The 26,651-nt window shown below is 63.2% G+C and carries 23 protein-coding genes; 16 read left to right on the top strand and 7 right to left on the bottom strand.

The window, feature by feature from the left end:
* Positions 1 to 12 precede the first annotated feature (12 nt).
* A complete protein-coding gene (locus tag EPD66_RS20415; RefSeq protein WP_221931056.1) occupies positions 13 to 1,851 on the top strand; it encodes an ABC transporter ATP-binding protein in 1,839 nt (612 codons plus the stop codon).
* A complete protein-coding gene (locus EPD66_RS20410) occupies positions 1,848 to 3,653 on the top strand; it encodes an ABC transporter ATP-binding protein (RefSeq protein ID WP_142850386.1) in 1,806 nt (601 codons plus the stop codon). The genes EPD66_RS20415 and EPD66_RS20410 overlap by 4 nt, the downstream gene beginning before the upstream one ends.
* Positions 3,654 to 3,659: 6 nt before the next feature.
* Here the strand turns inward: EPD66_RS20410 and EPD66_RS20405 are convergent, their stop codons facing one another.
* On the bottom strand, positions 3,660 to 4,553 hold the full coding sequence (locus EPD66_RS20405) for a LysR family transcriptional regulator (RefSeq protein ID WP_142850385.1): 894 nt from the start codon (positions 4,551 to 4,553) through the stop codon (positions 3,660 to 3,662).
* A 95-nt stretch (positions 4,554 to 4,648) separates the two neighbouring features.
* On the opposite strand from EPD66_RS20405, the gene EPD66_RS20400 reads away from it, so the two are divergent.
* A complete protein-coding gene (locus EPD66_RS20400) occupies positions 4,649 to 5,479 on the top strand; it encodes an SDR family oxidoreductase (RefSeq protein WP_142850384.1) in 831 nt (276 codons plus the stop codon).
* A 28-nt stretch (positions 5,480 to 5,507) separates the two neighbouring features.
* Here EPD66_RS20400 and EPD66_RS20395 read toward each other — a convergent pair whose 3' ends face one another.
* Entirely contained in the window at positions 5,508 to 7,409 is a 1,902-nt protein-coding gene (locus EPD66_RS20395; protein WP_142850383.1) for a sigma 54-interacting transcriptional regulator, read from the bottom strand.
* A 198-nt stretch (positions 7,410 to 7,607) separates the two neighbouring features.
* Between EPD66_RS20395 and EPD66_RS20390 the strand changes: the two genes are divergently transcribed.
* The 5 genes from EPD66_RS20390 (at position 7,608) to EPD66_RS20370 (ending at position 11,770) form a co-directional block, all read left to right on the top strand.
* Entirely contained in the window at positions 7,608 to 8,969 is a 1,362-nt protein-coding gene (locus EPD66_RS20390) for a CmpA/NrtA family ABC transporter substrate-binding protein (RefSeq protein WP_142850382.1), read from the top strand.
* 11 nt (positions 8,970 to 8,980) lie between these two features.
* On the top strand, positions 8,981 to 9,820 hold the full coding sequence (ntrB, locus tag EPD66_RS20385) for a nitrate ABC transporter permease (RefSeq protein ID WP_142850381.1): 840 nt from the start codon (positions 8,981 to 8,983) through the stop codon (positions 9,818 to 9,820).
* Positions 9,821 to 9,824: 4 nt separating this feature from the next.
* Positions 9,825 to 10,751, top strand: coding sequence for an ABC transporter ATP-binding protein (locus tag EPD66_RS20380; RefSeq protein ID WP_142850380.1), 927 nt, complete (start codon positions 9,825 to 9,827; stop codon positions 10,749 to 10,751).
* Complete coding sequence (cynS, locus tag EPD66_RS20375) at positions 10,748 to 11,236, top strand: cyanase (protein ID WP_142850379.1); 489 nt, start codon at positions 10,748 to 10,750, stop codon at positions 11,234 to 11,236. The genes EPD66_RS20380 and cynS overlap by 4 nt, the downstream gene beginning before the upstream one ends.
* A 66-nt stretch (positions 11,237 to 11,302) precedes the next feature.
* On the top strand, positions 11,303 to 11,770 hold the full coding sequence (locus EPD66_RS20370) for a nuclear transport factor 2 family protein (RefSeq protein ID WP_142850378.1): 468 nt from the start codon (positions 11,303 to 11,305) through the stop codon (positions 11,768 to 11,770).
* A gap of 7 nt (positions 11,771 to 11,777) precedes the next feature.
* Here EPD66_RS20370 and EPD66_RS20365 read toward each other — a convergent pair whose 3' ends face one another.
* The 3 genes from EPD66_RS20365 to EPD66_RS20355 all read right to left on the bottom strand — a co-directional run bounded on the left by EPD66_RS20365 (position 11,778) and on the right by EPD66_RS20355 (position 17,217).
* A complete protein-coding gene (locus EPD66_RS20365) occupies positions 11,778 to 12,791 on the bottom strand; it encodes a M20/M25/M40 family metallo-hydrolase (protein WP_142850377.1) in 1,014 nt (337 codons plus the stop codon).
* Positions 12,792 to 12,908: 117 nt separating this feature from the next.
* Positions 12,909 to 13,847, bottom strand: a complete 939-nt coding sequence (locus EPD66_RS20360) for a response regulator transcription factor (protein ID WP_221931055.1) — start codon at positions 13,845 to 13,847, stop codon at positions 12,909 to 12,911.
* On the bottom strand, positions 13,834 to 17,217 hold the full coding sequence (locus EPD66_RS20355; protein ID WP_142850376.1) for an ATP-binding protein: 3,384 nt from the start codon (positions 17,215 to 17,217) through the stop codon (positions 13,834 to 13,836). The genes EPD66_RS20360 and EPD66_RS20355 overlap by 14 nt, the downstream gene beginning before the upstream one ends.
* A gap of 397 nt (positions 17,218 to 17,614) precedes the next feature.
* On the opposite strand from EPD66_RS20355, the gene urtA reads away from it, so the two are divergent.
* The 7 genes from urtA (at position 17,615) to EPD66_RS20320 (ending at position 24,019) form a co-directional block, all read left to right on the top strand.
* Positions 17,615 to 18,805, top strand: a complete 1,191-nt coding sequence (gene urtA, locus EPD66_RS20350) for an urea ABC transporter substrate-binding protein (protein WP_221931069.1) — start codon at positions 17,615 to 17,617, stop codon at positions 18,803 to 18,805.
* Between the two features lie 68 nt (positions 18,806 to 18,873).
* Positions 18,874 to 19,800: an urea ABC transporter permease subunit UrtB gene (gene urtB / locus EPD66_RS20345; protein ID WP_142850374.1), complete on the top strand. Its 927-nt coding sequence runs from the start codon at positions 18,874 to 18,876 to the stop codon at positions 19,798 to 19,800.
* Between the two features lie 52 nt (positions 19,801 to 19,852).
* The gene (gene urtC, locus EPD66_RS20340) at positions 19,853 to 20,959 is read left to right on the top strand and encodes an urea ABC transporter permease subunit UrtC (RefSeq protein WP_142850428.1); all 1,107 of its coding nucleotides are present in this window, start codon (positions 19,853 to 19,855) and stop codon (positions 20,957 to 20,959) included.
* A gap of 10 nt (positions 20,960 to 20,969) precedes the next feature.
* Positions 20,970 to 21,713, top strand: coding sequence for an urea ABC transporter ATP-binding protein UrtD (gene urtD / locus EPD66_RS20335; RefSeq protein ID WP_142850373.1), 744 nt, complete (start codon positions 20,970 to 20,972; stop codon positions 21,711 to 21,713).
* A 16-nt stretch (positions 21,714 to 21,729) separates the two neighbouring features.
* Entirely contained in the window at positions 21,730 to 22,419 is a 690-nt protein-coding gene (gene urtE, locus EPD66_RS20330; protein WP_142850372.1) for an urea ABC transporter ATP-binding subunit UrtE, read from the top strand.
* Between the two features lie 24 nt (positions 22,420 to 22,443).
* Positions 22,444 to 23,673, top strand: coding sequence for a formamidase (gene fmdA / locus EPD66_RS20325; protein ID WP_142850371.1), 1,230 nt, complete (start codon positions 22,444 to 22,446; stop codon positions 23,671 to 23,673).
* 16 nt (positions 23,674 to 23,689) lie between these two features.
* The gene (locus EPD66_RS20320; RefSeq protein WP_142850370.1) at positions 23,690 to 24,019 is read left to right on the top strand and encodes a zinc ribbon domain-containing protein; all 330 of its coding nucleotides are present in this window, start codon (positions 23,690 to 23,692) and stop codon (positions 24,017 to 24,019) included.
* A gap of 81 nt (positions 24,020 to 24,100) precedes the next feature.
* Here the strand turns inward: EPD66_RS20320 and EPD66_RS20315 are convergent, their stop codons facing one another.
* Together EPD66_RS20315 and EPD66_RS20310 are read right to left on the bottom strand one after the other, a co-directional pair.
* Entirely contained in the window at positions 24,101 to 24,658 is a 558-nt protein-coding gene (locus EPD66_RS20315) for a flavin reductase family protein (RefSeq protein ID WP_142850369.1), read from the bottom strand.
* Between the two features lie 142 nt (positions 24,659 to 24,800).
* Positions 24,801 to 25,547, bottom strand: a complete 747-nt coding sequence (locus tag EPD66_RS20310; RefSeq protein ID WP_142850368.1) for a response regulator transcription factor — start codon at positions 25,545 to 25,547, stop codon at positions 24,801 to 24,803.
* A gap of 125 nt (positions 25,548 to 25,672) precedes the next feature.
* Here EPD66_RS20310 and EPD66_RS20305 point away from each other — a divergent pair, with 125 nt between their 5' ends.
* Entirely contained in the window at positions 25,673 to 26,614 is a 942-nt protein-coding gene (locus tag EPD66_RS20305; protein WP_142850367.1) for a 7TM-DISM domain-containing protein, read from the top strand.
* The last annotated feature ends 37 nt before the right edge of the window (positions 26,615 to 26,651 follow it).

Here is a 26,651-nt window from a genome sequence, read left to right as displayed (position 1 = left end):
GAGATTTTGAACATGAACGCATCGAAAGCCGCAGTCCCGCAGATCGAGCGGGACATTGCTGCCGCACCTTCACCGCCCCGGATTGATGCATGGTCCATTATGAGGCCGGTTCGTGGGCAGGTCCGCTATGCAATGGGCCTTGCGGCTGTCTCGGCACTGCTGGGGTTGCTGACCATGGGGCTGCTCGCCCTCACGGTGCAAGCCCTGATCGACACGCCGGATCAGTGGCCCTGGATGTTGTCTGCGGCTGTCCTGGCTTGTGCCGTCGGCACCTATCTGGCCCGCCTGGGCGCGTTCAACCAGTCGCATTATGCCGCTTTCCGGCTGGAACGCATTCTGCGGATGCGGCTCAGCGACCGTTTGTCCAAGGTGCCGCTGGGATACGTGCAGAGCCAGGGAGCCGGTGCCTTGACCAAGGTCATCCACGACGACGTCAAGGCTCTCCATGTATTCGTCGCCGACAGCACGCCTCTCTACGCGCGGGCTTATGTCACTCCGCTGGTTGCCTTTGTCCTGTTGTTGTGGCTCGACTGGCGGCTTGCCCTGGCGGCTCTGGGCGTGCTGGCTCTGGGCTTTGGGATCCTCAGCAGGGCCCTGCGGCGGCGGGGCGAGATGGCCCGGCTCTACAATGACGCGCGGGAGCGGGTGAGCGCGGCCGTCGTTGAATTCGTGCAGGCCATGCCGGTGGTCAGAACCTTCGATACCGGACACGCGACCTTCGGCCGTTACCAGAAGGCGCTGGAGGCCTATCTGGACGTTCTGACGCGCTGGTACCGCGAGCCGGGCTTCCCCGCGCGTTTTTCCTGGGTGGTGCTGAGCCCGATGCCGACCTTGGCGGTCGTGCTGTGGCTTGGGGCCTGGCTGGTTTGGCAGGAGACGTTGGATCCCGTGCGCTGGCTGGCGGTTCTGCTGCTGTGCACGGGCATGGCCGAGGCGATGATGCCGGCAATGATGCTGCGGCACATGATCGAGAAGGTCAAACTCAGCATCGTCCGCATTCAGGAAGTGATGGCCGCGCCGGTCCTGCCGGTCCCGGACGGCGAGGGGGAGCGGCCGCGTGACGCTAGTCTGCGTTTCGAGAATGTGAGCTTCCGCTACGGTGAGGGGGATGCCGACGCTCTCAGTCAAGTCAGTTTCGAGGTCGCTCCCGGCACGGTCACGGCGCTGGTCGGCCCTTCGGGGGCCGGCAAGAGTACCGTCGCCAAGCTGATCCCGCGTTTCTGGGACGTGAACGAGGGGCGCGTGCTGGTCGGCGGAGTCGATGTACGCCACATGCATTCGGATGAGTTGCTGCGCCAGGTGGCATTCGTCTTCCAGGATACCTTCCTGTTTGCCGACACGATCGCCGGGAATATCCGCCTGGGCAGCCCGGAGGCGGATATGGACAGCGTGATCGGGGCGGCCCAGGCGGCCCAGGCGCATGACTTCATCATGACACTGCCGGAGGGCTACGACACCCGGGTCGGTGAACGCGGCATCTTTCTTTCCGGCGGTCAGCGGCAGCGAATCACCATTGCCCGCGCACTGCTGCAGAACCGGCCGATTCTCGTCCTCGACGAGGCGACGGCCTTTGCCGATCCGGAAAACGAGGCGGCACTGATCGCGGCGCTGTCTCGCTTGATGCAGGGCAAGACCGTCATCATGGTCGCCCACCGCCTGGCGACAATCCGCGATGCCGACCAGATCTTGGTGTTCGATCATGGACGGCTGGTGGAGAGCGGCAAACATGACGATCTCGTCGCTCACGGCGGGACCTATGCCCGTCTCTGGCGCAATTACGAAATGGCGCAGAACTGGTCGTTGGGCAAGGCCGCTCATGCTTCTCTCGCAAGTCAGGACAAGACACAATGAGCAACGGCGCCAATTCCCCGCGCAGGTCGGGCCCCACGCCCTGGCGCACGACCTACAGGCAACTGATCGACAGTGTCGGCCCCGGTGCCGCCCAGCTGCGCCGGAGCTTGATCGGTCTGCTGGCGGCGGCGGTCGTACAGGGGCTGGCGCTGGCCTGCATCGTTCCCTTGTTCTTGGCGATCTTTTCACAGCGGGAGGGCGCGGCGGCGCTGGCGTGGCTGGGGGCCTGCACCTTGCTAATGGTGATCAGTTCGGTCTTGCGCTGGCGGGCCCAGGCCTTCGATTTCGACGGGCAGATGGCACAGGCGACACATCGCCTGCGTACCCGGCTGGGCGAGCAGTTGCGTCGTATTCCGTTGGAGGTCCTGCAGGACAAGCGCACCGGCGAAATGAACTCCATGGTACTGAATAATGTCGATGAAAACCTGCTGACCACCCTGACCATCCTCAACCTGATCTTTATCGCCGTGATCACGCCCCTTGCCACGGCGATTGCACTCTTGGCGGTGGATTGGCGCATGGCCGTGGCCCTGCTGCTGGTGTTTCCCGCGATCGTACCGCTCTACCGCTGGCGGCGGCCGGCGTTGGGGCGTGGCAAGCGCATCCTGGCCGAGGCGCACCAGCAGGCGAATGCGGACGTTCTGGAATACATGCAGGGGCTGCCGGTGCTGCGGGCGGCCTGTCAGGCCGGAGCCAAGGCCGAGCGCCTGGCCGCGACCTTCAGCCGGCTGGAAGAAATCCAGATCTATGGCCATCGCAAGGGCGCCAAGCCGAATATCCTGGTCGCCAGCATCGTGGAAGTGGGGCTGCTGTTCGTGCTCGCCCTCGGTGTGCTGTTCGTACTCGGCGGTTCGCTGGACGTTGCCGTGCTCGCCGCCCTTCTGGTGATCATGGCGCGCTTCTTCGAGCCGTTGTCCACCTTCATTCTGTACACCGCCATCCTTGAAATGATCGAATCGGCCCTCGAGCGGATCCAGGCCCTGTTCGCCATCAAGCCGCTGGAGCAGCGCCTGCCCCAGGCGCTTCCCCCCTCTCACGAAATCCGCTTTGAAGGGGTGACCTTCCAGTATGCGTATGCCAACGCCCCGTCGATCCGAGACTTCACAGCGGAATTTCCCGAACGCAGTCTGACGGCCTTGGTCGGGCCGTCAGGATCGGGCAAGACGACGCTGACGCGGCTGCTGCTGCGCCATTTCGATCCGCAGGCCGGCAGCGTGCGGATCGGTGGCGTTGACCTGCGCAACATCCCCCTCGATCGCCTTCACGACCTGATTTCCGTGGTTTTCCAGGACGTCTATCTATTCGATGACACGGTGATGAACAACATTCGCATGGCCCGGCCCGATGCCACCGACGCTGAGGTCCGGGCGGTGGCCGAGGCGGCACAGTGCCTGGATTTCATCATGCGCTTGCCGCAAGCCTGGGAAACCCGCCTCGGCGATATCGGGGGGAGGCTTTCCGGTGGCGAAAGGCAGCGCATTTCCATTGCCCGGGCCCTGCTCAAGAACGCCCCCATCGTCATCCTCGACGAACCGACGGCAGCTCTCGATACCGAGAGTGAAATTTCGGTGCAACGCGCCATCGACGCTTTGGTAAGCCACAAGACGGTGGTGGTGATCGCCCACAGGCTTTCGACCATCGTGGGCGCCGACCAAATTCTGGTTCTCGAAGAAGGCCGTCTGGTGGAGAGCGGCAGGCACGAAGAATTGCTGGCTGCCGCCGGTAGGTATCGGCGGATGTGGGATGCCCAGCAAAAGGTCAAGCACTGGCATGTCAAGGCGACTCAGGTGGTTGTCCTATGAAAGGGACTATACTCTCCGGCCCCGGATGAAATCGATGAAGGCGCGCAGGGCTGGGGGGACGTATCTGCGGCCCGGATAATAGAGCATCAGTCCCGGCTCTTCCGTCGTCCACTCCCGGAGGACGGGCACCAACCGTCCCGAGGCGATGAGGTCACGCACCGCTCCTTCGAGCACGAAGGCGATACCGAGGCCGCGTGCGGCGGCGGCGATCGAGAGGGCCATTCGGTCGAGGGTCAGGCGGCCGGGAACATCGACCGCCGCCGCCGCCCCGTCCCGAGAGAACTCCCACGCATAGAGCGCGCCGCCGGGGAGGCGGATGCGGATGCAGTCGAAGCGTTTCAGGTCCTCCGGTGTCTCGGGCCTTCCATGCGCGGCCAGAAAGGCGGGTGAAGCGACCGGAATGAAGCGGGCTGGTCCGCCGAAGGGAATGCCGATCATGTCGGGCGGAACCGCCTCGCCCAGCCGGATGCCCGCGTCGCAGCCCTCGGCCACGATGTCGACCAAGCGCTCCTCATGGCGGAGCTCCAGGTGAATGGCGGGATGGGCGGCCAGGAAGTCGGGGACGATATTCTCTATCAGCAACTGGATCGCCGCGTAGGGCGCGTTGACCCGTAGCGTCCCCGTAACCTCGCCGGCCGATGCGCCCGCATCCGCCAGGATGCCGCCCAATTCCTCAAGCACCGGTCGGATTTGCTCGAGAAACCGCGCGCCTTCCTCCGTCAGCGCAATACTGCGCGTCGTGCGGTGAAAGAGGCGCAGGTTCAATTGCCCTTCGAGGCCCGAGATCGCGTGGCTCAAACTGGACGGTGCCATGTCGAGCCGGCGGGCGGCGGCGCGGAAGCTGCCGCTGTCGGCAACGGCGAGGAAAATGCGCAGGTCCTTGAGGGTTGGGTCGCTCATTACTGGCCGATTTCGAACAGGCTGGGCCGCATTGAACGGATTTTTCAAACGCTTTTCCACCCTATTTCGAGCTTATCGAAATGAAAGGGAAAATCATGACCCATACATGGTTTATTACCGGCGCCAGTTCCGGCTTCGGGCGCTTGATCGCCGAGAGGGTGCTCGAACGTGGCGATAGTGTCGCGGCAACCTACCGGCGCAGCGGTGCACTGGACGATCTTGCCGCACGCTATCCCGACCGGCTGTGGACGGCCGAGATGGATCTGCGTAAACCGGAAACCATCGCCGCGGCCGTCGAGGGCGCCTTCACGGCCTTCCCCAGGATCGACAGGATTATCAGCAATGCCGGTTTCGGAACCTTCGGTGCGGCGGAGGAAGTCAGCGAGGACCAGGTCCGGCACCAGATCGAAGGTAACCTGATCGGCACGATCCTGTTCATTCGCCGAATCATCCCCCGGCTGCGGGAAAACGGCGGAGGACGGATCCTGCAAGTGACCTCGGAAGGCGGGCGTATCGCCTATCCTGCCTTCAGCCTCTATCACGCCAGCAAATGGGGGCAGGAGGGGTTTCTCGCCTCGGTCGCGCAGGAGGTCGCGCCTTTCGGGATCGAGATCTGCACGGTGGAGCCGGGGCCGACTGTGACGGGCTTCGCCGCCGCGCTGGACATGGCCGAGCCGATCCCGGTCTATGACGGCACTCCGGCGGGAGCGGTGCGCAAGGGCATCCGTGAAGGGACCTTTCCGCTTACCGGCGATGCCGGGAAGATGGCCGACAAGATGATCGCCCTGGCCGGAGCGGACGCGCTTCCCCCGCGCATGCCGCTCGGCAGCACGGCCTGGAATAATATTGCGGCGCATCTGGATGAAGCCCGTGCCCTTCACGCGCGGCAGAAGGAACGCGCCTATCACTGCGACCGGCCGGGTTGACGAACCGCTTGGGCTACCGCGCCAGGTGTCAGAACGACCTGTGCCTGGCGCGGTTCCTGACGCTCTGAAGGTCGATGCCCAGGGTCTTGATGCGGGAATTGAGGGTCGTGGAAGGGACGCCGAGCAGTTCCGCCGCGCCGCCGGGGCCTGAGATCTTGCCTTTCGCGGTTTCGAGGGCCGCGAGGATGTTGGTGCGTTCGCGTGCCCGCAGGTCCTGCTTGGTCTCGATCGCCGCTTTGCCTTCCGCCGTTCCGGGCAAGGGCAGGGGAGAGGCGATCTGGGCGGGCAGGTCCAGGTGGATGCGGCCGTTGCGGCCGAGGATGGCCGCCCGTTCCATCACATTCTGCAATTCCCGCACATTGCCGGGCCAGCTATAGGCGATCAGCCTTCGCACGTCGCCTTCGGTCAGGCTGAACTCGCCCAGGTTCAGCTTGCGGGTCAGGTCGCGCAGGAAATGCGCCGCCAACTGCGGGATGTCTTCCGGCCGTTCGCGCAAAGGCGGTGTTTCGATGGGGAAGACGTTGAGGCGGAAGTAGAGGTCCTGCCGGAACCGTCCGGCCTCGACTTCGGCGCGCAGATCCCTGTTGGTGGCGGCGACGATACGGACATCGACAGTGCGTGTCCGCTCCTCGCCCACGCGCTCGAACAGGCCGTCCTGAAGCACCCGGAGCAGTTTGCCTTGCAGGTCCAGCGGGATTTCTCCGACCTCGTCCAGGAACAGCGTGCCGCCATCGGCAAGTTCGAACCGCCCCACGCGGTCGCGCACCGCGCCGGTGAAGGCGCCCTTGGCATGGCCGAAGAACTCGCTTTCGAACAATTCCCGGGGAATGGCGGCGCAGTTGACGCGGATCAAGGGCCGCTTGGACCGGCCGCTGGCCTCGTGGATGGCGCGGGCGATCAGCTCCTTCCCGGTGCCGGATTCCCCGGTGATCAGCACCGAGGCCTCGGTCGGCGCGACCAGGTCCACCTGCTTGAGGATCTTCTGGACCGCCGCACTGTTGCCGATGATGCCGTGATGGTTGCCCGAGATCCTGATTTCTTCCTGCAAATAGGCGTTCTCGAGCTCCAGGCGCTGGCGCAGGCGGTCCACTTCGGCCAGGGCGGCGCGCAGGCGTTCATCGGCCTCGCGGCGCTGCGAGATGTCGCGGAACACGATCACCGCTCCTACCAGCCTGCTGCCCACGCGGATGGGGGTGCTGGTATATTCCACCCACACCGGGCGGCCGTCCCGGGCCCAGAACACCTCGTCGGAAACCCGGTGTACGCGGCCGTCGCGGAAGGCGGCGTAGATGGGGCATTCATGCGCCAGATAGGGCGTGCCGTCGGCATGGTGGTGATGGGCGATGGCATGGAAATCCCGCCCCAGCAATTCCTCCGCCGGCCAGCCCAGGATGCGTTCGGCGGCGGGATTGACGAAGGTGGTCTTGCCTTCGGCATTGACGCCATAGATGCCTTCGCCCGCCGCCTTGAGGATCAACTGGTTCTCGCGCTCGATATCCTGGAAGACCCGTTCCACCCGCTGCCATTCGCCCAGGCCGTCATGGAGGTAAAGCTCGCCTTCCGCCTCGATGTCCCGGCGCCTGCGGGCATCGAGGTCGTAGAGGGTGAGCAGCATCTCTTCCGCGTCCGGAAGAAGCGTGCCGACAAATTCCAGAGAAAGGTCGGAGCAGTCGGCATGGCGCAGCGTCAGACCACGGGTCCAATAGGCGCCCTTGCTGATCACCGCCTCAGTGAAGACCAGGAAGGCCGCTTCCTGCCCCCGGAACAGATCGATGACGGTAAGGCGGAGCAGATAGTCCCGGTCATAGCCGAGGAGATGGCAGAGGGCGGCATTGACCTCGAGAATGCGCCCGGAGGCCAACTCGATCACCAGAGCCGCATCGGGAAGGGAGTCGAAAAGCCCTCTGGAAATCCTGCTGACAGAATGCATCCCCGGCCTTTTCACGAATTTCCGCTATTCTAATCGCGAAATATCGCCAATGACGAATTTTCGTAATTCCTGGATAGCAGCCTTTCCCTCGGAATTTCAAGAGATTAGTGCCTGTTCGTGCTTTGGCACGTTCCTTGCGCTTTCATTGCCACGCGACGCCCACAGGCGTCATCGCCGCAATGGAAAGGGGAACCTGCCATGTCTACCTTCGACGATCCTTTCGACCCTTCGCGACGCTTGAGCCATGCCGGGTGCTCGTGCGGGCAGCACAAGTCCCAGGCGGAACACGACAGCGCGCTCGCCAGTGATGAAGGACGGCTGAGCCGCGTGGTCGAGAGTGCGGCGATGCGCGCCTTGTTCCCCAACGACCTGACCCGCCGGAATTTCCTGCGTGCCGTCGGCAGCTCGGCGGCGACAGCCGCCATCGCTTCCGTCCTGCCTTTGGGCATGGCCGCCGACGCGCTGGCCAGCACCGGCCCGCTGGAGAAGACCAACCTCAAGATCGGCTTCATCCCGATCACCTGCGCCACGCCGATCATCATGGCCCATCCCATGGGCTTCTACGCCAAGCAGAATCTGAACGTGGAGGTGGTCAAGACGGCGGGCTGGGCGGTCATCCGCGACAAGACCCTGAACGAGGAATATGACGCCGCCCACATGCTTTCGCCGATGCCGCTGGCCATCACCATCGGTGCCGGTTCCAATCCCATCCCCTATACGATGCCGGCGGTGGAGAATGTGAACGGCCAGGCGATCACCCTGGCGATGAAGCACAAGGACAAGCGCGACCCGAAGCAGTGGAAGGGCTTCCGGCTGGCCATTCCCTTCGACTATTCGATGCACAATTACCTGCTGCGCTACTACCTCGCCGAGGCCGGACTCGACCCGGATACCGATGTCCAGATCCGTGCCGTGCCGCCGCCGGACATGGTGGCGAATCTGCGGGCCGACAATATCGACGGCTTCCTGGCGCCCGATCCGGTGAACCAGCGCGCGGTTTATGATGGGGTGGGCTTCATCCACATCCTGTCGAAGGAGATCTGGGACCGTCATCCCTGCTGCGCCTTTGCCGCCTCGCAGAAATTCGTCACCGAGATGCCCAACACCTATGCCGCCCTGCTGCGCGCGATCATCGAATCGACGGCCTATGCCTCGAAGGCCGAGAACCGCAAGGAAATCGCCGAAGCCATCGCCCCCACCAACTACCTGAATCAGCCGGTGACGGTGGTCGAGCAGGTACTGACCGGCACCTTCGCGGACGGCCTGGGTAATGTGCGGCAGGTCCCCGATCGCATCGACTTCGATCCCTTCCCCTGGGAATCCTTCGCCGTCTGGATCCTGACGCAGATGAAGCGCTGGGGGCAGATCAAGGGCGAGGTGGATTACACCAGCCTTGCCCGCCAGGTCTTCCTCGCCACCGATGCGGCGCGGCTGATGAAGGAAGCCGGGCTGGAAGCGCCGGAGACGACCGAGAAGTCCTTCTCCGTCATGGGCAAGCCCTTCGATCCGGCCGATCCCGAGGGCTATCTGGCATCCTTCCCCATCAAGCGGGTGAGCTGAGAGGAGAGGCAATGATCAATTCCTTGCCATTGCGCGCGGGCATCCTTTCGGTCGTCCTGTTCGGGCTTTTCCTCCTGGCCTGGCACCTTGCCGTCAGCGGTACGGGGCCCACCGTCGAGATGGACCCCGCCTATGCCGCGCTGATGGGGCAGGCCGCCGTGCAGGGCAAGTCGGCGATGCCCGGCCCGATGGACGTGGCCGCTACTCTGTGGGGCCACCTGTCCGATCCCTTCTATGTCCGGGGCACCAACGACATGGGGCTGGGCATCCAGCTCGGCCATTCCATCCTGCGTGTCGCCTTGGGCTATTTCCTGGCCGTGGCGGTCGCCATTCCGGTCGGCTTCCTGATCGGCATGTCGCCGCTGATGTCGCGGGCGCTGGACCCCTTCATCCAGGTCATGAAGCCGATCTCGCCGTTGGCCTGGATGCCGCTGGCCCTCTACACCATCAAGGATAGCGGGCTGTCGGCGATCTTCGTGATCTTCATCTGCTCGCTGTGGCCGATGCTGATCAACACCGCCTTCGGCGTCGCCAGTGTCCGCAAGGAATGGCTGAACGTGGCGCGGACCCTGGAAGTGGGGGCCTTCCGCCGGGCTTTCCTGGTGATCCTTCCGGCGGCGGCCCCGACCATCCTGACCGGCATGCGCATCTCCATCGGCATCGCTTGGCTGGTGATCGTCGCCGCCGAGATGCTCGTCGGCGGTACGGGGATCGGCTACTTCGTCTGGAACGAGTGGAACAACCTGTCGATCACCAATGTGATCACGGCGATCGTGGCGATCGGCGTGGTCGGCATGATCCTCGACCAGATCCTCGCCCGCATCGCCCGCCTTGTCAGCTTCCCGGAGTGATGCCATGACAGAAAAACCCCTCATCTCCATCGAAGCGGTCGCCCGGCGCTATCCGGCGCCCGGCGGCAACGAGACGGTCATCTTCGAGGATCTGTGGCTGCCGATCCGGCGTGGCGAATTCGTCTGCATGATCGGCCATTCCGGCTGCGGCAAGACCACCGTGCTCAACATCCTGGCCGGATTGGAGGCCCCCTCGGACGGGGCGGTGATCGTCGACGGCCGCGAGATCGGCGGCCCCAGCCTCGACCGCGCGGTCATCTTCCAGAGCCATGCCCTGCTGCCCTGGCGCACTGTTCTCGGCAATGTCGCCTTCGCGGTGAAATCCCGCTGGCCCGCCAAGGGCAAGGACTGGATCGAGAAGCAGGCCAAGCGCTTCATCAGCCTGGTCGGCCTGGAAGGGGCGGAGAGGAAGCGCCCGGCCGAATTGTCCGGCGGCATGAAGCAGCGCGTCGGCATCGCCCGCGCCCTGTCCATCGAGCCGAAGATCCTGCTGATGGACGAGCCCTTTTCGGCGCTCGATGCGCTGACGCGGGGCACGCTTCAGGATGAAGTCCGGCGCATCTGCCTGGAGACCGGCCAGACGACCTTCATGATCACCCATGACGTGGACGAGGCCATGTATCTGGCGGACCGCATCGTGCTGATGACGAACGGCCCCAATGCCCATGTGGCCGAGATCGTCGAGAATCCCCTACCGCGTGACCGCAGCCGCACCGACCTGCATCGTCACCCGCATTACTACCCGCTGCGCAACCACCTGATCGACTTCCTGGTGACCCGCAGCCGCACGCTCCGCGACGCCCCCGCCGCGGATCGTGATCCCCGCAACCCGCCGGTGGTTCGGCCCCATGCGGCGCCCGAACCCGTGGCCCCGATCTCGTCCGACCAAGCGTCGGCGCAACACCCTTCGATGACGAGGAGAGTTCCATGAAGCGCGAAGACCTGACCGAAAAGATTCTCGATATCAAGCGCGAGAAGGGACTGAGCTGGCAGCAGATCGCCGAGACGATCGGGGGCTATTCGCCGATCCTGATTACCGCTGCGCTGCTGGGCCAGATGAAGCTGACCAAGCCGCAGGCGGAAAAGGCGGCCGAGCTGTTCGGCCTGACCCCCACTGAGGCCAAGATGCTGAACGAGCCGCCCTATCGCGGCTCCATTCCCGCGATGCCGCCGACCGATCCCCTGATCTACCGCTTCTATGAACTGGTCATGGTCTACGGGACGACCTTCAAGGAACTGATCCAGGAGGAGTTCGGCGACGGCATCATGTCGGCCATCGATTTCGAGATGGACATGGAACGCCTGCCTCATCCCAAGGGCGACCGCGTGAAGCTGACCATGTCGGGCAAGTTCCTGCCGTACAAGTATTACGGCAATGAAGAGGGCGTGCCCGATTACGGCTTCGGCGACGCCTGACGGCCGCGTGCGACGACACAGGGGCGAAGTCGGGAGGCTTCGCCCGTTTTCTTGAAGGACTGCGTCATGTCTCCTCGTCCCCCGCTTCCGCCCTTCACCTTGGAAACCGCGACTCGGAAAGTCCGCATGGCGGAAGATGCCTGGAACAGCCGCGACCCGCAGCGCGTGTCGCTTGCCTATACCGAAGACAGTTGGTGGAGGAACCGCTCGGACTTCCTGCAAGGGCGCCCGGCCATCGTCGCCTTCCTGACCCGCAAATGGGAACGGGAACTGGACTATCGCCTCATCAAGGAACTCTGGGCCTTTCACGGGAACCGTATTGCCGTGCGTTTCCAGTATGAATGGCATGACGGTGCCGGGCAGTGGTTCCGTTCCCATGGTAACGAGCAATGGGAATTCGATGAAAACGGCCTGATGCGCCGCCGGGAAGCCAGCATCAACGACGTGCCGATAGCGGCCGGGGAACGGAAGTTCCTGTGGCAGGGCGTGCAACGCCCCTTGGACTTCCCGGGGCTGAGCGGCCTGGGCCTCTGAACGGGGGCTATCGGCTCATGGCGAGAAGGCGGATGACGGGCTTCATGTCCTCCACCGCCTTGCTCAATCGGCTGATGTCGATTTTCTCGGGGGTGTCTCCGCGCCCATGGTAGTGGCTGTTGCGGAGGCGGGCGGTATCCGTCAGCATCAGCGCCGGATATCCCGCCTTCCAGAAGGACCAGTGATCGGAACTCCAGGCCCCCGGCAGATGCGTCGGAAGGACCAGGGATTGGTAAGGCAGGCGGCCCTGCCGTCCCAGCACCTCTTCCACTCCGGCAAGCAGGGATTGCGAGTGTTTGTTGGCGACCAGAGCGAGGAAATTCCCCTTCCGGGGCAGCAGGCGCCCGCCCAAGGACAGCAGCTGGCTGCCCTCCCGGTCCGAATAGCAGCCAAGCATTTCCAGGCTGATCATGGCCACCACCTTCTCCCCTCGCGCGCGGCAGCGTTCGGCATAGACGCGGCTGCCCATGTCCTTACCGTGGGTGAAGGGGCTTTCCTCGTTGGTGAAGGCGACGAAGCGCAGTGTGCGGGCGGTCCGGCTCGTGCTGAAATGCCGGGCCAATTCGAGAAGGGCGGCGACGGCCGAGGCGTTGTCGTCCGCGCCGGGGGAATGTTTGTGGGTATCGTAATGCGCCCCGATGATCACGATCTCCCGGCTGCGGCTTTCCCCTCTTATCTCCGCTTCGATATTGGCAAAGGTCCGGCCACGGGTCTCGTAGGTCTGGAGGACTGGGGGTAGCCCGGCTTCCTTGAAGGCGCGCGTGATGAAGTTTTGCGCGGCGCACAGGGCGCCATAATGGTGGATGTTCCTCGGGCCGATCTCGGAAGCGAGATGGACGACGGTCCGCCATAGTCTTTCCTGCTGGGGATCGGGACGGCCGTATTCTTCCGCGCCTTCTGTCGGCAAGGACGTGATGTCCCGCCCGCCGCGGCGGCTCAGGAGGTTGCCCGCGAGCATTCCCAGCGAGACGCCCCCGGCGACCATCGCCAAGCCGCGCATCGACAATCGGTTTCCAAACATCGGCCCTCCGTTCCTCGTGACGCCTTTTCTTCACGGGCATAACAGCGGGCGCGATGATCTTGTTGCAGCCTGCCCCCTGCGATTCCTGGCGGAGGGCGAGCCGTGGTGCCGGGTGGTCTACTCCCGCGTCAGGACTTTCATGGCCGCCACGGCGGCGCCTGCGCGGTTTTCCACGCCCAGCTTGCCGTAGACCTGTTCCAGATGCTTGTCCACCGTGCGCGGGCTGAGGCCCAGGATGGTCGCGATGTCGCGGCTGGCCTTGCCCCGGGCGACCCACAGCAGCACTTCGGCCTCGCGCGTCGTCAGGGCCAGATGTTGCTTCAGCAGGTCTTCCTCGCGCGGGCGCTTGTCCTCGACCAGGCGCAGCAGGAATTCATCCGGCCCGACCTGCCCTACATAGCAAAGCCGCAATGGGCCGTTCTCGGCCTTGCCCAGGACCGGACCCGTGACCTCGCCCCCCTTGGCTCCGGCATTCGTGACCTGCCCCAGCCAGGAAACGACCGGCTGGGGCAGGACGGTCACGTCCATCCTGTCGTCATGCGCGGCCGGGACGGGGGCGAGAAGATCCGCCAAGCGTTCCGAAGCCTGCGGCGTGGCCCAGCGTAGCGTGCCGTCGCGGCCCACTGCCAGCAGGTATTTTCCTGTCGCATCCAGGGCGGCGCGGGCGCTTTGGGTCAGGCGGGCATTGGCGAGATGGACTTTGATCCGTGCGATCAATTGTTCCGGAACGATGGGCTTGGTGACGTAATCGACCCCACCGGCCTCGAAGCCCCTCACCACATGTTCCGTCTCGCTGAGGCCGGTCATGAAGATGACCGGCACATCGGCCAGGGCGGGCATGGCCTTGAGCCGCCGGCAGGTCTCGAACCCGTCCATCTCGGGCATGACGGCATCCATCAGGATGATGTCGGGGGTGATCTTCTCGACCAGGGACAGCGCCTTGGGCCCTTCCAGGGCCACCAGCACCGTCAGTCCGGCGGCTTCGATGGCATCGGTCAGCATGCTCAGCGAGCCGGGGAAATCGTCGACGACCAGGACGATGTCACGAGATTTCAAGGGAAGTTTCCTCCTCGGTCATACGGTCGAGCGCAGCCGCCAGGGCATTGAGGTCGAAGCTGTCCACCAGCCCGCGCAGGCGAAGGATGATGCGGCTGCTTTGCGGCAAGTCCCGCTCCATCGCTTCCAGCTTCGCTTGCAGGCCGCGCACATAGCCGATCTCGGCAAGCTGCCGCAGTTCCGCCACGTGTTGGCCGGGCAGGGGCGTGGAGCCGGGCAGGGGGGCTGTTTCCGCCAGGGCGGGATGAGCCAGCCATGTCAGGCCGAGCAAGGAGGCCATTCGTTCCAGCAGCAGTGAGATGTTCAGCGGCTTGAGTAGGAAATCGTTATGGGCGTCTTCGGGGCTGCGCTCGCGGCGGTATTCCAGGGCATTGGCCGAAACCATGATGATGCGGGCGTCACGGAAGCCGGTGTCGCGCAGCCGGTGCGCCACCTCCCAGCCGCTGAGGCCGGGCATGGAGATGTCGAGCAGGAACAGGTCGGGCTGGCATTCCGGCGCCAGCAGCAGAGCGGTCTCGCCGTCGGGGGCGGCAATGATGGTGAAGCCCAAGGGCGCCAGGACTTCCTTGACCAGCGCGCGGTGGGCGGGATCGTCGTCGGCGACCATGATCGTCAGCCGCCGCCCGGCATAGCCTCCGATCATCCGTTCCACCGGGAACGCGGCCTCGCGGTGGCTGACCTCGGACAGCAGCAGCCTGACACGGAAGCGGCTGCCCTTGCCCAACTCGCTGGTCACCGAGATTTCGCCCCCCAGGATCTGGGTCAGCAGCTTGGTGATGGTCAGGCCCAGCCCGGTGCCCGGAGTGCTGGTGGCCTTGGGCAGGCGGCCGCGCTCGAAGGGCTCGAAGATCCGCCCGATATCCTCGGGGCGGATGCCCAGGCCGGTATCCTCGATATCGAATTCGGCCACTTGGCTGCGATAGCGCACGCGCAGCGTCACCTGCCCGGCTTCGGTGAACTTCATGGCATTGGACAGCAGGTTGATGAGAATCTGCCGCAGGCGGCTTTCATCGGTATAGACGACGTCGGGCAGGTTGCTGGCGGGATCGAAGACGAAACGCACGCCCTTGTCCTGCGCTTGCAGGCTGAACATGCCCACCAGCTGCGCTAGGAATTCATCGAGCCGCACCTCGTTGCGGTCGAGATGCAGATGGCCGGCTTCGATCTTCGAGATGTCCAGCAGGCCGTCGATCAGTCCCGACAGGTGCTCCGAACTGCGGCGGATGACCTTGATCGCCTCGCGCCGGTGGGGCGGCATGTCGGCGTCGCGCTCCAGCAACTGGGCATAACCGAAGATGGCGTTGAGCGGGGCGCGGACCTCGTGGCTGATGCCGACCAGGTAGCGGGACTTGGCGAGATTGGCGGCCTCGGCGGCTTCCTTGGCCTTTTGCAGTTTCTCGTCGGTCAGCTTGTGGGCTTCGATCTCATTGATCAGCAGATTGGTCTGGCGCTGTGATTCCGCCTGCGCCACCCGGCGGCTTTCCTGGGCCAGCACGAACAGCCAGGCCGCCACGCCGGTGACGATGACCATGATGACGAAGACGCGCAGGAAGGCGCCGCCGATGATCGCGCCGTCGATCTCGTATTGGGACTGGATCTGGAGATAGATCAGGTAGAGCACCGCCCCGATGATCAGGAGCGTCAGTGAGGAAGCGGCGAGATAGGTGCCCAGCGGGCGCAGGGTCTTGTCGAGGACGTTCTGGGGCAGAAGGTTGCCCAGGATGTTGGCCGCCTGCTGGGAAAGCCGGGCATTGGTCTTGCAGAGGTCGTGGCAGCGGGCGTCCAGCGAGCAGCAGAGCGAGCAGATGCAGCCGCCATAGGCCGGGCAGGAGGCCATGTCCTCGCGGTCGAATTCATATTCGCAGATGCAGCATTGCAGCCGCTTTCGTTCGGGCAGGTGCTCGCCCGGCGGGCGGGCGAGATAGAAGTTCCGCCCGCCGGCCCAGGCGATCAGCGGGGCGGCGGCGAAGGGCACGCCGAGCGCGATGAAGGTGGCGAAGGCCTGGGGATAGGCGCCGAAGACGCCGAAATAAGCCAGCCCCGCCGCAAGGGTCGCCACGGCCGTCGAACCCAGCCCGACCGGATTAATGTCGTAGAGATGGGCGCGGCGGAATTCGATATGGGGAGGGCTGAAACCTAGCGGCTTGTTCACCACCAGATCGGCGACGATGGTGCCGACCCAGGCGATGGCGACGATGGAATAAAGCCCCAGGATCTGTTCCAGCGCGCCATAGATGCCGAATTCCATCAGCAGGAAGGCGATGGCGACATTAAAGACCAGCCAGACCACCCGGCCCGGATGGCTGTGGGTCAGGCGTGAGAAGAAGTTCGACCAGGCGATGGAACCGGCATAGGCATTGGTGACATTGATCTTCACCTGGGACAGCACGACGAAGATGCCGGTGAAGCCCAGCGCCAGGGCCGGGACCGAGAAGACATGCTCGAACAGCGCCAGATACATCCGCGTCGGTTCGGCGGCATGCTCCGTCTCGACGCCGTGGCTGAGGGCGAAATAGACCAGGAAGGAACCGGCCAGCAGCTTCAACGCCCCCAGCACCATCCATCCCGGCCCCGCGCTCAGCATCGCCACCCACCACGCCAGGCGCCGTCTGCTGCTCTGGCCCTTCTTCTCGGGCAGGAAGCGCAGGAAATCCACCTGCTCGCCGATCTGGGCGATCAGCGCGAAGACCACCCCGGCGGCGGCTCCGAACATCAGCAGGTTGAACCCGCCGCCTTCCGTGCGGCCCTCGAAGTTTTTCCAGCCGTCGATGGACGCCGGGTCCTGGAAGGCGATGAAGATGAAGGGCAGGATCTGCAGGCCCAGCCAGACGGGTTGGGTCCAGAGCTGGAAGCGGCTGACCACGGTGATGCCGTAGGTGACCAGTGGTATCACCACCACGGCGCTGAGCAGATAGCCGACCGAGACAGGAATGCCGACCAGCAATTCCAGGGCCATCGCCAGGATGGCGGCCTCCAGCGCAAAGAAAATGAAAGTGAAGGAGGCGTAGATCAGCGAGGTGATGGTCGAGCCGAGATAGCCGAAGCCTGCCCCGCGCGTCAGCAGGTCGATGTCCACGCCATGCTTGGCGGCGTAATAGGTGATGGGAATGCCGGTGGCCAGGATGATGGCCGCCACCACCAGGATGGCCGCCACCGCATTGTCGAAGCCGTAGCTGAGGGTGATGGCGCCGCCGATGGCTTCCAGGGCGAGGAAGGAGATGGAACCCATGGCGGTGTTGCCGACCCGCCAAGCCGACCAGCGCCGCGCGCCCTTGGCGGTGAAGCGCAGGGCATAGTCTTCCAGGGTCTGGTTCGCGACCCATTGATTGTACTGGCGGCGCACGCGGACAATTCTCTGGCGGGCTGTCATACCGGTTGAACGGGCTCCTCGTCGATGAAGGCGCGCGGCATGCGGATTTTCTTTCTTTTTCTGTTTCCGGTAAATATCCGTAAAGTCTATGCGGACGGAGGACTGCATTGATGCGCCGCACAAGAAGCTTATGTCTACATTTTACATAGGTCAATGACTGGCGGGCATTGGACACTCCTGTTCCATCTTGCCTTGAAGACTAACGCCGACCGGCCGGCGGCCATATACGCAGAAACACGTATGGGTGCGCCGCACAAATTCCCCGACCATTCTCCGGCACGAAGGTGGAGCCTTCCGCCTTGCCCTGTTGGTGTCCTCGAGAGGAGGGGAAATGACGTCTCATCGCAATCCGGGTGGTTCCACCCTGCCTCACTGGAAGCGCCTGGTCGGCGCGGCCATGCTGTCCGCCACGGCCCTGGCGCCGCTCGATGTCCTGGCGGCGAATCCGCCGACGGCGGAAGTCAACACGACCGGCCTTGCCGTGACCGATACGGAAGTGACGGTGGGCATCCTGCACTCGGTCACCGGCACCATGGCCATTTCGGAAACCGGGTCGGTGCAGGCCGAGAAATTGGCCATCGAGCAGATCAACGCCATGGGCGGCGTGCTGGGCCGCCAGATCAAGTACATCCAGGAAGACGGCGCCAGCGACTGGCCCACCTTCGCCGAAAAGGCGCGCAAGCTGCTGGTCAACGACAAGGCCGCCGCCGTCTTCGGCTGCTGGACCTCGGCTTCGCGCAAGGCGGTTCTGCCGATCTTCGAAAGGGAGAACGGCCTGCTCTACTATCCCACCTTCTATGAAGGCCTGGAGCAGTCGAAGAACGTCATCTATACCGGCCAGGAGGCAACCCAGCAGATCCTGGCGGGTCTGGACTGGGTGGCCGAGGAGAAGGGCGCGAAGAGCTTCTACCTGCTGGGCTCGGACTATATCTGGCCGCGCACCTCGAACAAGATCGCCCGCAAGCATATCGAAATGAACGGCATGAAGGTGGTCGGCGAGGATTACTTCCCGCTGGGCCATACCCAGTTCAATTCGGTGATCAACAAGATCAAGCTGACCAAGCCGGACGTCATCTACGCCATCATCGTGGGCGGCAGCAACGTCGCCTTCTACAAGCAGTTGAAGGCCGCGGGCATCGACCTCAGCAAGCAGACCCTGCTGACCATCTCGGTGACCGAGGACGAGATCCAGGGCATCGGCGGCGAGAACATTGCCGGCGCCTATGCCGCGATGAAGTATTTCCAGTCGCTGGACAACGAGAACAACAAGGCCTTCGTCCAGGCCTTCCAGGAGCGCTGGGGCAAGGACATCGTCATCGGCGACGTCACCCAGGCCGCCTATCTGGGGCCCTGGCTGTGGAAGGCCGCCGTCGAGAAGGCCGGCAGCTTCGATGTGGACAAGGTTCGCGAAGCCTCGATCGAGCTGGAACTGACCACGGCGCCGGAAGGCTACGTCAAGATCCACCCCAACCATCACCTGTGGAGCAAGACCCGCATCGGCCTGGCCCGGGCGGACGGCCAGTATGACGTGATCTACGAGACCAAGGAGCTGATGGAGCCCAATCCCTTCCCCGAGGGCTATCAGTAAGCCGGGGCACCGGGGGGCGGCAAGGCGCCCCCCGCATCGGTCTCATTCCCATCATAAGGAGCCCGCCCATGTTCGATGGCTACACGGCCTCGCAACTCATGTCGATCTTTGCCATGCAGGGATTTGCCGGTCTGATCCTGTTCTCGGTCTTTCTGCTCATGGCGCTGGGACTGGCCATCATCTTCGGCCAGATGGGCGTCATCAACATGGCGCATGGCGAATTCATGATCCTTGGCGCCTATGTCACCTTCCTGACCTCGAATTTCTTCCAGAGCAACCTGCCGCATTTCTTCGGCGGCTATTTCTTCTTCGCCATGGCCTTCGCTTTTCTGGCGGCGGGTGCCTTGGGCTATGCGCTGGAATGGGTGCTGATCCGCCATCTCTACCGCCGCCCGCTCGATACGCTGCTCGCCACCTGGGGGGTGTCGATGATCCTGCAGCAGGTTTACCGTTCGGTCTTTGGCGCGCGCGAGGTTGGCGTGGTGCTGCCCGATTGGCTGATGGGGTCGTATCAGGTCACCGACATGATCGATGTGCCCATCAACGGCATGTTCGTCATGGCCCTGACGGCGACGATCACGGCGGCGGTCTTCGCGTTGATGTTCCGCTCCACCTGGGGCCTGCAGGTCCGCGCCGTCACCCAGAATCGCGTCATGGCCGGAGCGGCCGGAATCAACGGCAAGCGGGTGGACCGCCTGACCTTCGCCTTGGGCTGCGGTATCGCCGGCGTGGCCGGAAGCGCCTTCACCATGGTCGGCTCGACCGGCCCGACCGCAGGACAGCTCTACATCGTCGATACCTTTCTGGTGGTCGTCTTCGGCGGCGCGCAAAGCCTGTTCGGCACCATCGCCTCGGCCTTCGCCATCTCGCAGTCGCAATCGACCATGGAATTCTTCCTCAGCGGCTCGATGGCCAAGGTCCTGACCCTGCTCACCGTGGTCGGCATCCTGCTGCTGCGTCCCCAGGGATTGTTCGTCGTCAAGGTGAGGAAGTGACATGAAGAGCCACACCACCCTGCCAAGCCGCTGGTCCTATTTCCTGGGCGACATGTCCGAACGGATCGGCCTGCTGCTGTTCGCCGTCCTGATTCTGGTGGTGCTGCCCTTGGGCCTGGACAGCTTCCGTCTCAACAATGCGGGCAAATACCTGACCTATGCCTTCGTCGCCGTGGGCTTGGTCCTGTGCTGGGGGCTGGGCGGCATCCTGTCGCTGGGCCAGGGCGTGTTCTTCGGCCTGGGCGGCTATTGCATGGCGATGTTCCTGAAGCTGGAGGCTTCCGACCCGGAAAGCACCGCCATCCAGTCCACGCCGGGCATTCCCGATTTCATGGATTGGAACCAGATCACCGCCTTGCCCTGGTTCTGGGAACCTTTCCACAGTCTGCCGCTGACGCTGATCGCGGTGATCGTCGTGCCCACGCTCTTCGCCTATGTCCTTGGTGTCGCGATGTTCAAGCGGCGCGTCGGCGGCGTGTATTTCGCCATCATCACCCAGGCCGTGGCTTCTATCCTGAGCATCCTCATCATCGGCCAGCAGGGGCTGACCGGGGGCGTCAACGGCATCACCGATTTGCGCACGCTGCTGGGCTGGGACATCCGCAGCGACGACGCCAAGACCATCCTCTATTTCGTCAATGCCGTCCTGCTGATCGGCGTGATCATGCTGGCGCGCTTCATCAAGAACTGCCGGCTGGGCCGCATCCTGGTGGCGATCCGCGACAAGGAGGATCGGCTGCGCTTCACCGGCTACGACGTCGCCAATTTCAAGGTCTTCGTCTTCTGCGTGGCGGCGGCCTTCTCGGCCATCGGCGGGGCCATGTTCACCTTGCAGGTGGGCTTCATGTCGCCTTCCTTCGTCGGCATCGTCCCCTCCATCGAGATGGTGGTGTTCTGTGCCGTGGGCGGTCGCCTGTCGCTGATCGGCGCGGCCTATGGGGCGCTGATCGTCAACTACGCCAAGACCCTGCTGTCGGAAAGCTTTCCCGAATTGTGGCTGCTGGCCATGGGCGCGCTGTTCATCGGCGTAGTGATGGTCTTCCCCTACGGCCTGGCCGGCCTCTACGAGCAATACCTGAAGCCCTGGGTCGCCGAACGTTTCCGCCGCCGCCTTCCCGCGGCCGAACCGGTCATCCCGCCCAGTGCGGTCGGGCAGTGAGGAGGCGAGCATGACCACCAATGACTTCCTCCTTTCGGTCGAGGGACTAACCGTTTCCTTCGACGGCTTCAAGGCGGTCAATGATCTATCCTTCTACGTGGACCGCAACGAAATCCGCGTGATCATCGGGCCCAATGGCGCCGGCAAGACCACCGTGCTCGACCTGATCTGCGGCAAGACCAAGGCGACCGCCGGTTCGGTGGCCTTCAAGGGCAGCGAGCTGACCAGGATGTCCGAGCATCAGATCGTCAAGGCCGGGGTGGGACGCAAGTTCCAGACCCCGTCCATCTACGAGGACCTGACGGTCTTCGAGAATCTGGAAGTTTCGCTGCCCATGGCGCGCAGCGTCTCGGGTGCCCTGATGTTCCGCCGCAGCCGGTCCGTGGTCGAGCGGATTGAGGCCGTGGCCGAGGAAATCTTCCTTGCCGACCAGCTGGGCAAGCGGGCGGAATATCTGAGCCACGGCCAGAAGCAATGGTTGGAGATCGGCATGCTGCTGATCCAGGAGCCCGAACTTCTGATGCTCGACGAGCCGGTGGCGGGCATGAGCGTCAGCGAGCGCGAACGCACCGCCGAATTGCTGAACCGCATCACCCGCGACCGGGCGGTGATCGTCATCGAGCACGACATGAAATTCGTCAAGAACATCGCCCACAAGGTCACGGTCCTGCACCAGGGCCGGATCCTGTCCGAAGGCGACATCAACAAGGTCCAGAACGACCCTAAGGTCATCGAAGTCTATCTGGGCCATTAAAGAGGAGAGGCAGATCATGCTCGATGTAACCCGTCTCTCGGTCGCCTATGGGCAGAGCGAGGTCCTGCACTCTCTCTCCTTCGCCACGGACAAGGCCGAGATCGTCGCCGTCATGGGCCGCAACGGCATGGGCAAGACGACGATGATGAAGTCGCTGATGGGCATCCTGCCCAGCAGAAGCGGCTCCATCCGGCTGGAAGGGACGGAACTGGGTGGGCTGGAAAGCCATGAGCGGGTCGCCCATGGCCTGGCCTTCGTGCCCCAGGGGCGGATGATCTTTCCCACCCTGACGGTGGAGGAGAACATCCGCACCGGCATGGTGGTGCGGAAGAAGTCGAGGATTCCGGATGAGATCTTCGCCCTGTTTCCCGTCCTCTACGACATGCGCCACCGCCGCGGCGGCAACCTCTCGGGCGGGCAGCAGCAGCAGCTGGCCATCGCCCGCGCCCTGGTCGCCGATCCCAAGGTGCTGCTGCTGGACGAGCCCACAGAAGGCATCCAGCCCTCGATCATCAAGGACATGGCCCGCGTGCTGAAGGAAATCCGCTCGATGATGAGCCTCACCATCGTCGTGTCGGAACAGGTCCTGAGCTTCGCCATGGACGTGGCCGACCGGTTCCTCGTCATGGAGAACGGAGAGTTTGTCTACGAAGACGTCGCCGAGAATGTCGACGAGACGAAGATTGCCGGCTTCCTGTCGGTATGACACCTGAAGAAGGGAGTGATTTCAATGACCGAGACCTTGGTTAAAGTCGATCTCACCAAGTCCGCTTACGAAAACGAGAATGTTCACAATCGTTGGCATCCCGACATTCCGATGATTGCCTGGGTCAAGCCCGGCGACGACTTCAAGCTGGAGTGCTATGACTGGACCGGCGGCCAGATCAAGAACGACGATTCCGCCGAGGACATCCGCGACGTCGATCTCAGCCAGGTGCACTTCCTCAGCGGCCCGGTGGGGGTGAAGGGCGCCGAGCCGGGCGATCTCCTGGTCGTCGACATCCTGGATATCGGCGTCTTCGAGGAACAGCAATGGGGCTTCAACGGGGTCTTCGCCAAGCAGAATGGCGGCGGTTTCCTGACCGAGCATTTTCCCGAGGCCCGCAAGTCCATCTGGGATTTCGAAGGGCTGTTCGCCAAGTCGCGCCACATTCCCGGTGTGCGCTTCGCAGGGCTGATCCATCCCGGCCTGATCGGCTGCCTGCCGTCGCGCCAGCTGCTCGGCGAGTGGAATACCCGCGAGAAGGCATTGTTCGATACCGATCCCGAGCGCGTGCCCGGCCTTGCCAACATGCCTTACGCGCCGACCGCCCATATGGGCAGGCTGCAGGGCGATGCCGCCAAACAGGCGGCGGCGGAAGGGGCGCGGACCGTGCCGCCGCGCGAACATGGCGGCAATTGCGACATCAAGGATCTGTCGCGCGGCTGCCGCATCTTCTTTCCCGTCTATGTCGACGGCGCGGGCCTGTCCATGGGCGACCTGCACTTCTCGCAGGGCGATGGCGAGATCACCTTCTGCGGCGCCATCGAAATGCCCGGCTGGGCCCATCTGCGCGTCGATCTGATCAAGGGCGGCATGGCAAAATACGGCATCAAGAATCCCATCTTCCAGCCCAGTCCGATCAAGCCGACCTATAACGATTATCTGATCTTCGAGGGCATCTCGGTCGACGAGCAGGGCAAGCAGCATTACCTGGACGTCCATATCGCCTATCGCCAGGCCTGCCTCAATGCCATCGAATACCTGAAGAAGTTCGGCTATACGGGCGCCCAGGCCTATTCGATCCTCGGCACCGCGCCGGTCGAGGGCAAGGTCAGCGGCGTGGTGGACGTGCCCAATGCCTGCGCCACCCTCTTCCTGCCCACCGAAATCTTTGATTTCGACATCAAGCCCAATGCCAATGGCCCGATCCAGGCCGTGCAGGGTTCGGAACTGCCCATTGCGTTCTGGAACAAGTAGCAGGAAGGCGCAGTCCATGCCCGTCTATGAATACAATTGCCCCCATTGCGGACCGTTTGCGGATCTGCGTCCCATGTCGCTGTCCGGCGAACCGCATGACTGCCCCGATTGCGGCACGAGGTCGCCTCGCGTGATCCTCTCCGCGCCGCGCCTGGCGGTGATGCCCGCCGCCACGCGCAACGCCCATGCCGTCAACGAGAGAAGCGCCCACGAGCCGCGTTCCGTCCAAAAGCATGTCTGCGGGCCGGGTTGCGGCCATTCCCATTCTTCTTCCCCGGGAAAAGGGGCTGCACCGGCCGCAATGAAGACCTTCCCCAAGAAACGTCCCTGGATGGTCAGTCACTGACGGTGGGAATGTTGTGCCAAGACTTCGAGGGGCCTTGTGCCCCTCGCTTTTTTGTGCGGGGCAGGGCGAGGCCGGATGCCGTTACAGCATCTCCGGCCGGAACAATTCTCTTTTGCTGATGATCCGGCCGGACAGCATGAAGACCCCGTCGCCGGTATAGTGCAATGTCTGCGGGTGTGCTGGCTGTTCGGCGACATGCGCCTTCACGACTTCGAAAATGAAGAAGTTGTAGCTGCCGACCAGGGCGTCGTCCCGCAGGATGCATTCGAAATTCGCATGGCATTCACGGATCAGCGGAGCCCCGACCTTTTCCGCCGGATCGGCGGTCAAGCCGAATTCAGCGAATTTATCGATCTCCGCGCCGGTCGTGTTGCCGATGCCGACGACCGTGTCGGTCAGCGCCGTTGTCGGCAGGTTGATCACGCATTCGCGGCTCCGGCGGATCATCTCGAAGCTATGGTTGCCGGCCGAGATCATGCAGCCGACCAGCGAGGGCGTGAACTCCATGACCGTATGCCAGCCCATCGTCATGATGTTGGTCTTGCCCCGCCAGGCGGATGAGACAAGGACGATGGGACCGGGCTCCAGGTAGCGCCGGACATTCTCAACCGGAAAATCGCTTTTCCCGAACTGGCTCATCCTCCCCTCCCGTTTCGGATGCCGGTTTTCCTGTCCTGTGGGATTGGTTCGACATGGTGAACGTCACCAGCTTGCGCCAGTCCGGGCGGAGGGGGATATCCAGCCTCGAGACAGCTCTCTCGGCACCGTTGCTCCATCCTTCTCAGGCGAGACAGAGGGGAGCTGCGAAACGGAGGCCGACGGCATGCACGACCAGCAGCGGAAGATCGAGGTTCCTTTTGGCTGCTTTGTCACGGAGCCGGTGAAGCGCAGCGTCAAGGCCGCGGTTTTCCGGTCCCGGAACTCCATAGCCCATCATGACGGAAAGTTTGGTGCGCGGGATCAACTGCCCCTGCGCTTTCACGAATTGCTCGAGGAGCAGGGTTTCTCGTCCGGACAGGGTGATAACCAGATCATTGGGAGCAACGAGCAATTTGCGCGGCATATTCAATTGCCAGCGCGCTTCCCCACCGTCATAGGCCCTGCTGGCTTGGCAGTCACGGACCCGGCGGGTCAGGTTCCAAATCGCCAGCAACAATTCCTCAGTGTCGACGGGCTTGGTCATATAGAGGTCGGCCCCATCGGCGTAGCCCTGACGGCGGTCGCGAGAACCCGTTCTTGCCGTCAATAGAATAATGCCGGGCCGGATCGTGCTGATGGCCAGTTCTCTTGCCAGTTCGAAGCCGTTGGCGTCGGGCAGATTGACGTCGATGATGGCCACGTCGATCAATGACGTTTTGACGGCTTCACGAAAGACAGATCCGCACTCGGCCTCGATCACATCCAGTCCATGAAGCCGCAAGTTCTCGGCCAGTCCTTCGCGTAGTTCTTCGTCATCCTCGACCAGGACGACGCACGCCTCATCAACAGAAGGAAGAAATGCTTGCGCTGAAGGAGTATCTATAATCATAGGTACCTAAACGTCCATGTCAGTCTTCCCCACGACCAGCCGACAGTCACCCCATTCATAGCACAAAACGCGAGGGTGCTGCTGCCGATGACCAAAGCGTATATGAACAAGAGGAAGGTGCGAAGATGCGTTTGTGTTATATCTTTCTCCTTCTTCTGATCATGGCAGTCATGCCGTTCCATCCTTCCAGCCTCAAGGCTCATGCGGCAAGCGCCCAGAAAGGGGGAAATGTCGTAGGCTTGGAACTGCTCGTGGATCCTTCGCAGAGTCTCACGGTCCATGACGTTGCCGTGGGGGCGATGGAAAATGAGTTTTCACCCGTCCGGGGGAATAGCATCAATCTCGGCTTTAGGCGGACCGCCGCGTGGGTGAGACTGACACTTCCCAGCGACAAAGAGCGTCCTTTGCTGCTCTCTTTATCGCCGAATTTCATCGACGAACTCGATGTCTATATTCTTGCGGAAAACGACAACAGCGGTTCTGCCGTGATGACCCATTATCGGATGGGGGACCACCGTCCCCTGCGGGACGATGATCTTTCCGGCCTCGACAACGTGGTGCCTATCGATCTGGCGGCCGATGAAGAGGCGAGGATCTATATTCGCGCGTCTGCGGTGAATTCCTCGCTTACCTTGACGGTTTCGCTCTATTCGCCAGCTGACCATACCATCCGCACGACGATCCTGGGCCTCGCTTCCGGCACGTGGTTCGGCGGCATGGGGGTGCTGCTCGTGATCCAGCTTGTCTTCTTCTATTATGACCGCAAGCCTTATTTCATTTTGCTTGCTTTCGCCACCTTCATGGCCATGCTGGTATACATGGGGACGTTGGGCCTTTCCCGGCTGTTTCTCTTTCCGGAAGGCGGTATTGGAAACGATATGTTCACCGCCGCCTCCAGCTGGTTCGGACTGACCGCCAGTGCATTGGCGTCCGCGAGCATCCTTGATCTGCCGCGACGGGCACCTTGGCTGAACCGGATCTTTCTTCTAGAGCGGATTTCGAGCGTTTCGAATCGCCAGGGATTCCCAAAGGAGCGAAAATCTGATTCATCATGCTGGCTGGAGTGAGGAGGCCAGCATGAATGGGACAGCCTCTATCAATGGA

Origin of the sequence: Telmatospirillum sp. J64-1 (assembly GCF_006980715.1) — a bacterium.
GTDB lineage: Bacteria > Pseudomonadota > Alphaproteobacteria > Rhodospirillales > Magnetospirillaceae > Oleiliquidispirillum > Oleiliquidispirillum nitrogeniifigens.
This window is presented reverse-complemented; position numbering and strand designations above follow the sequence as displayed.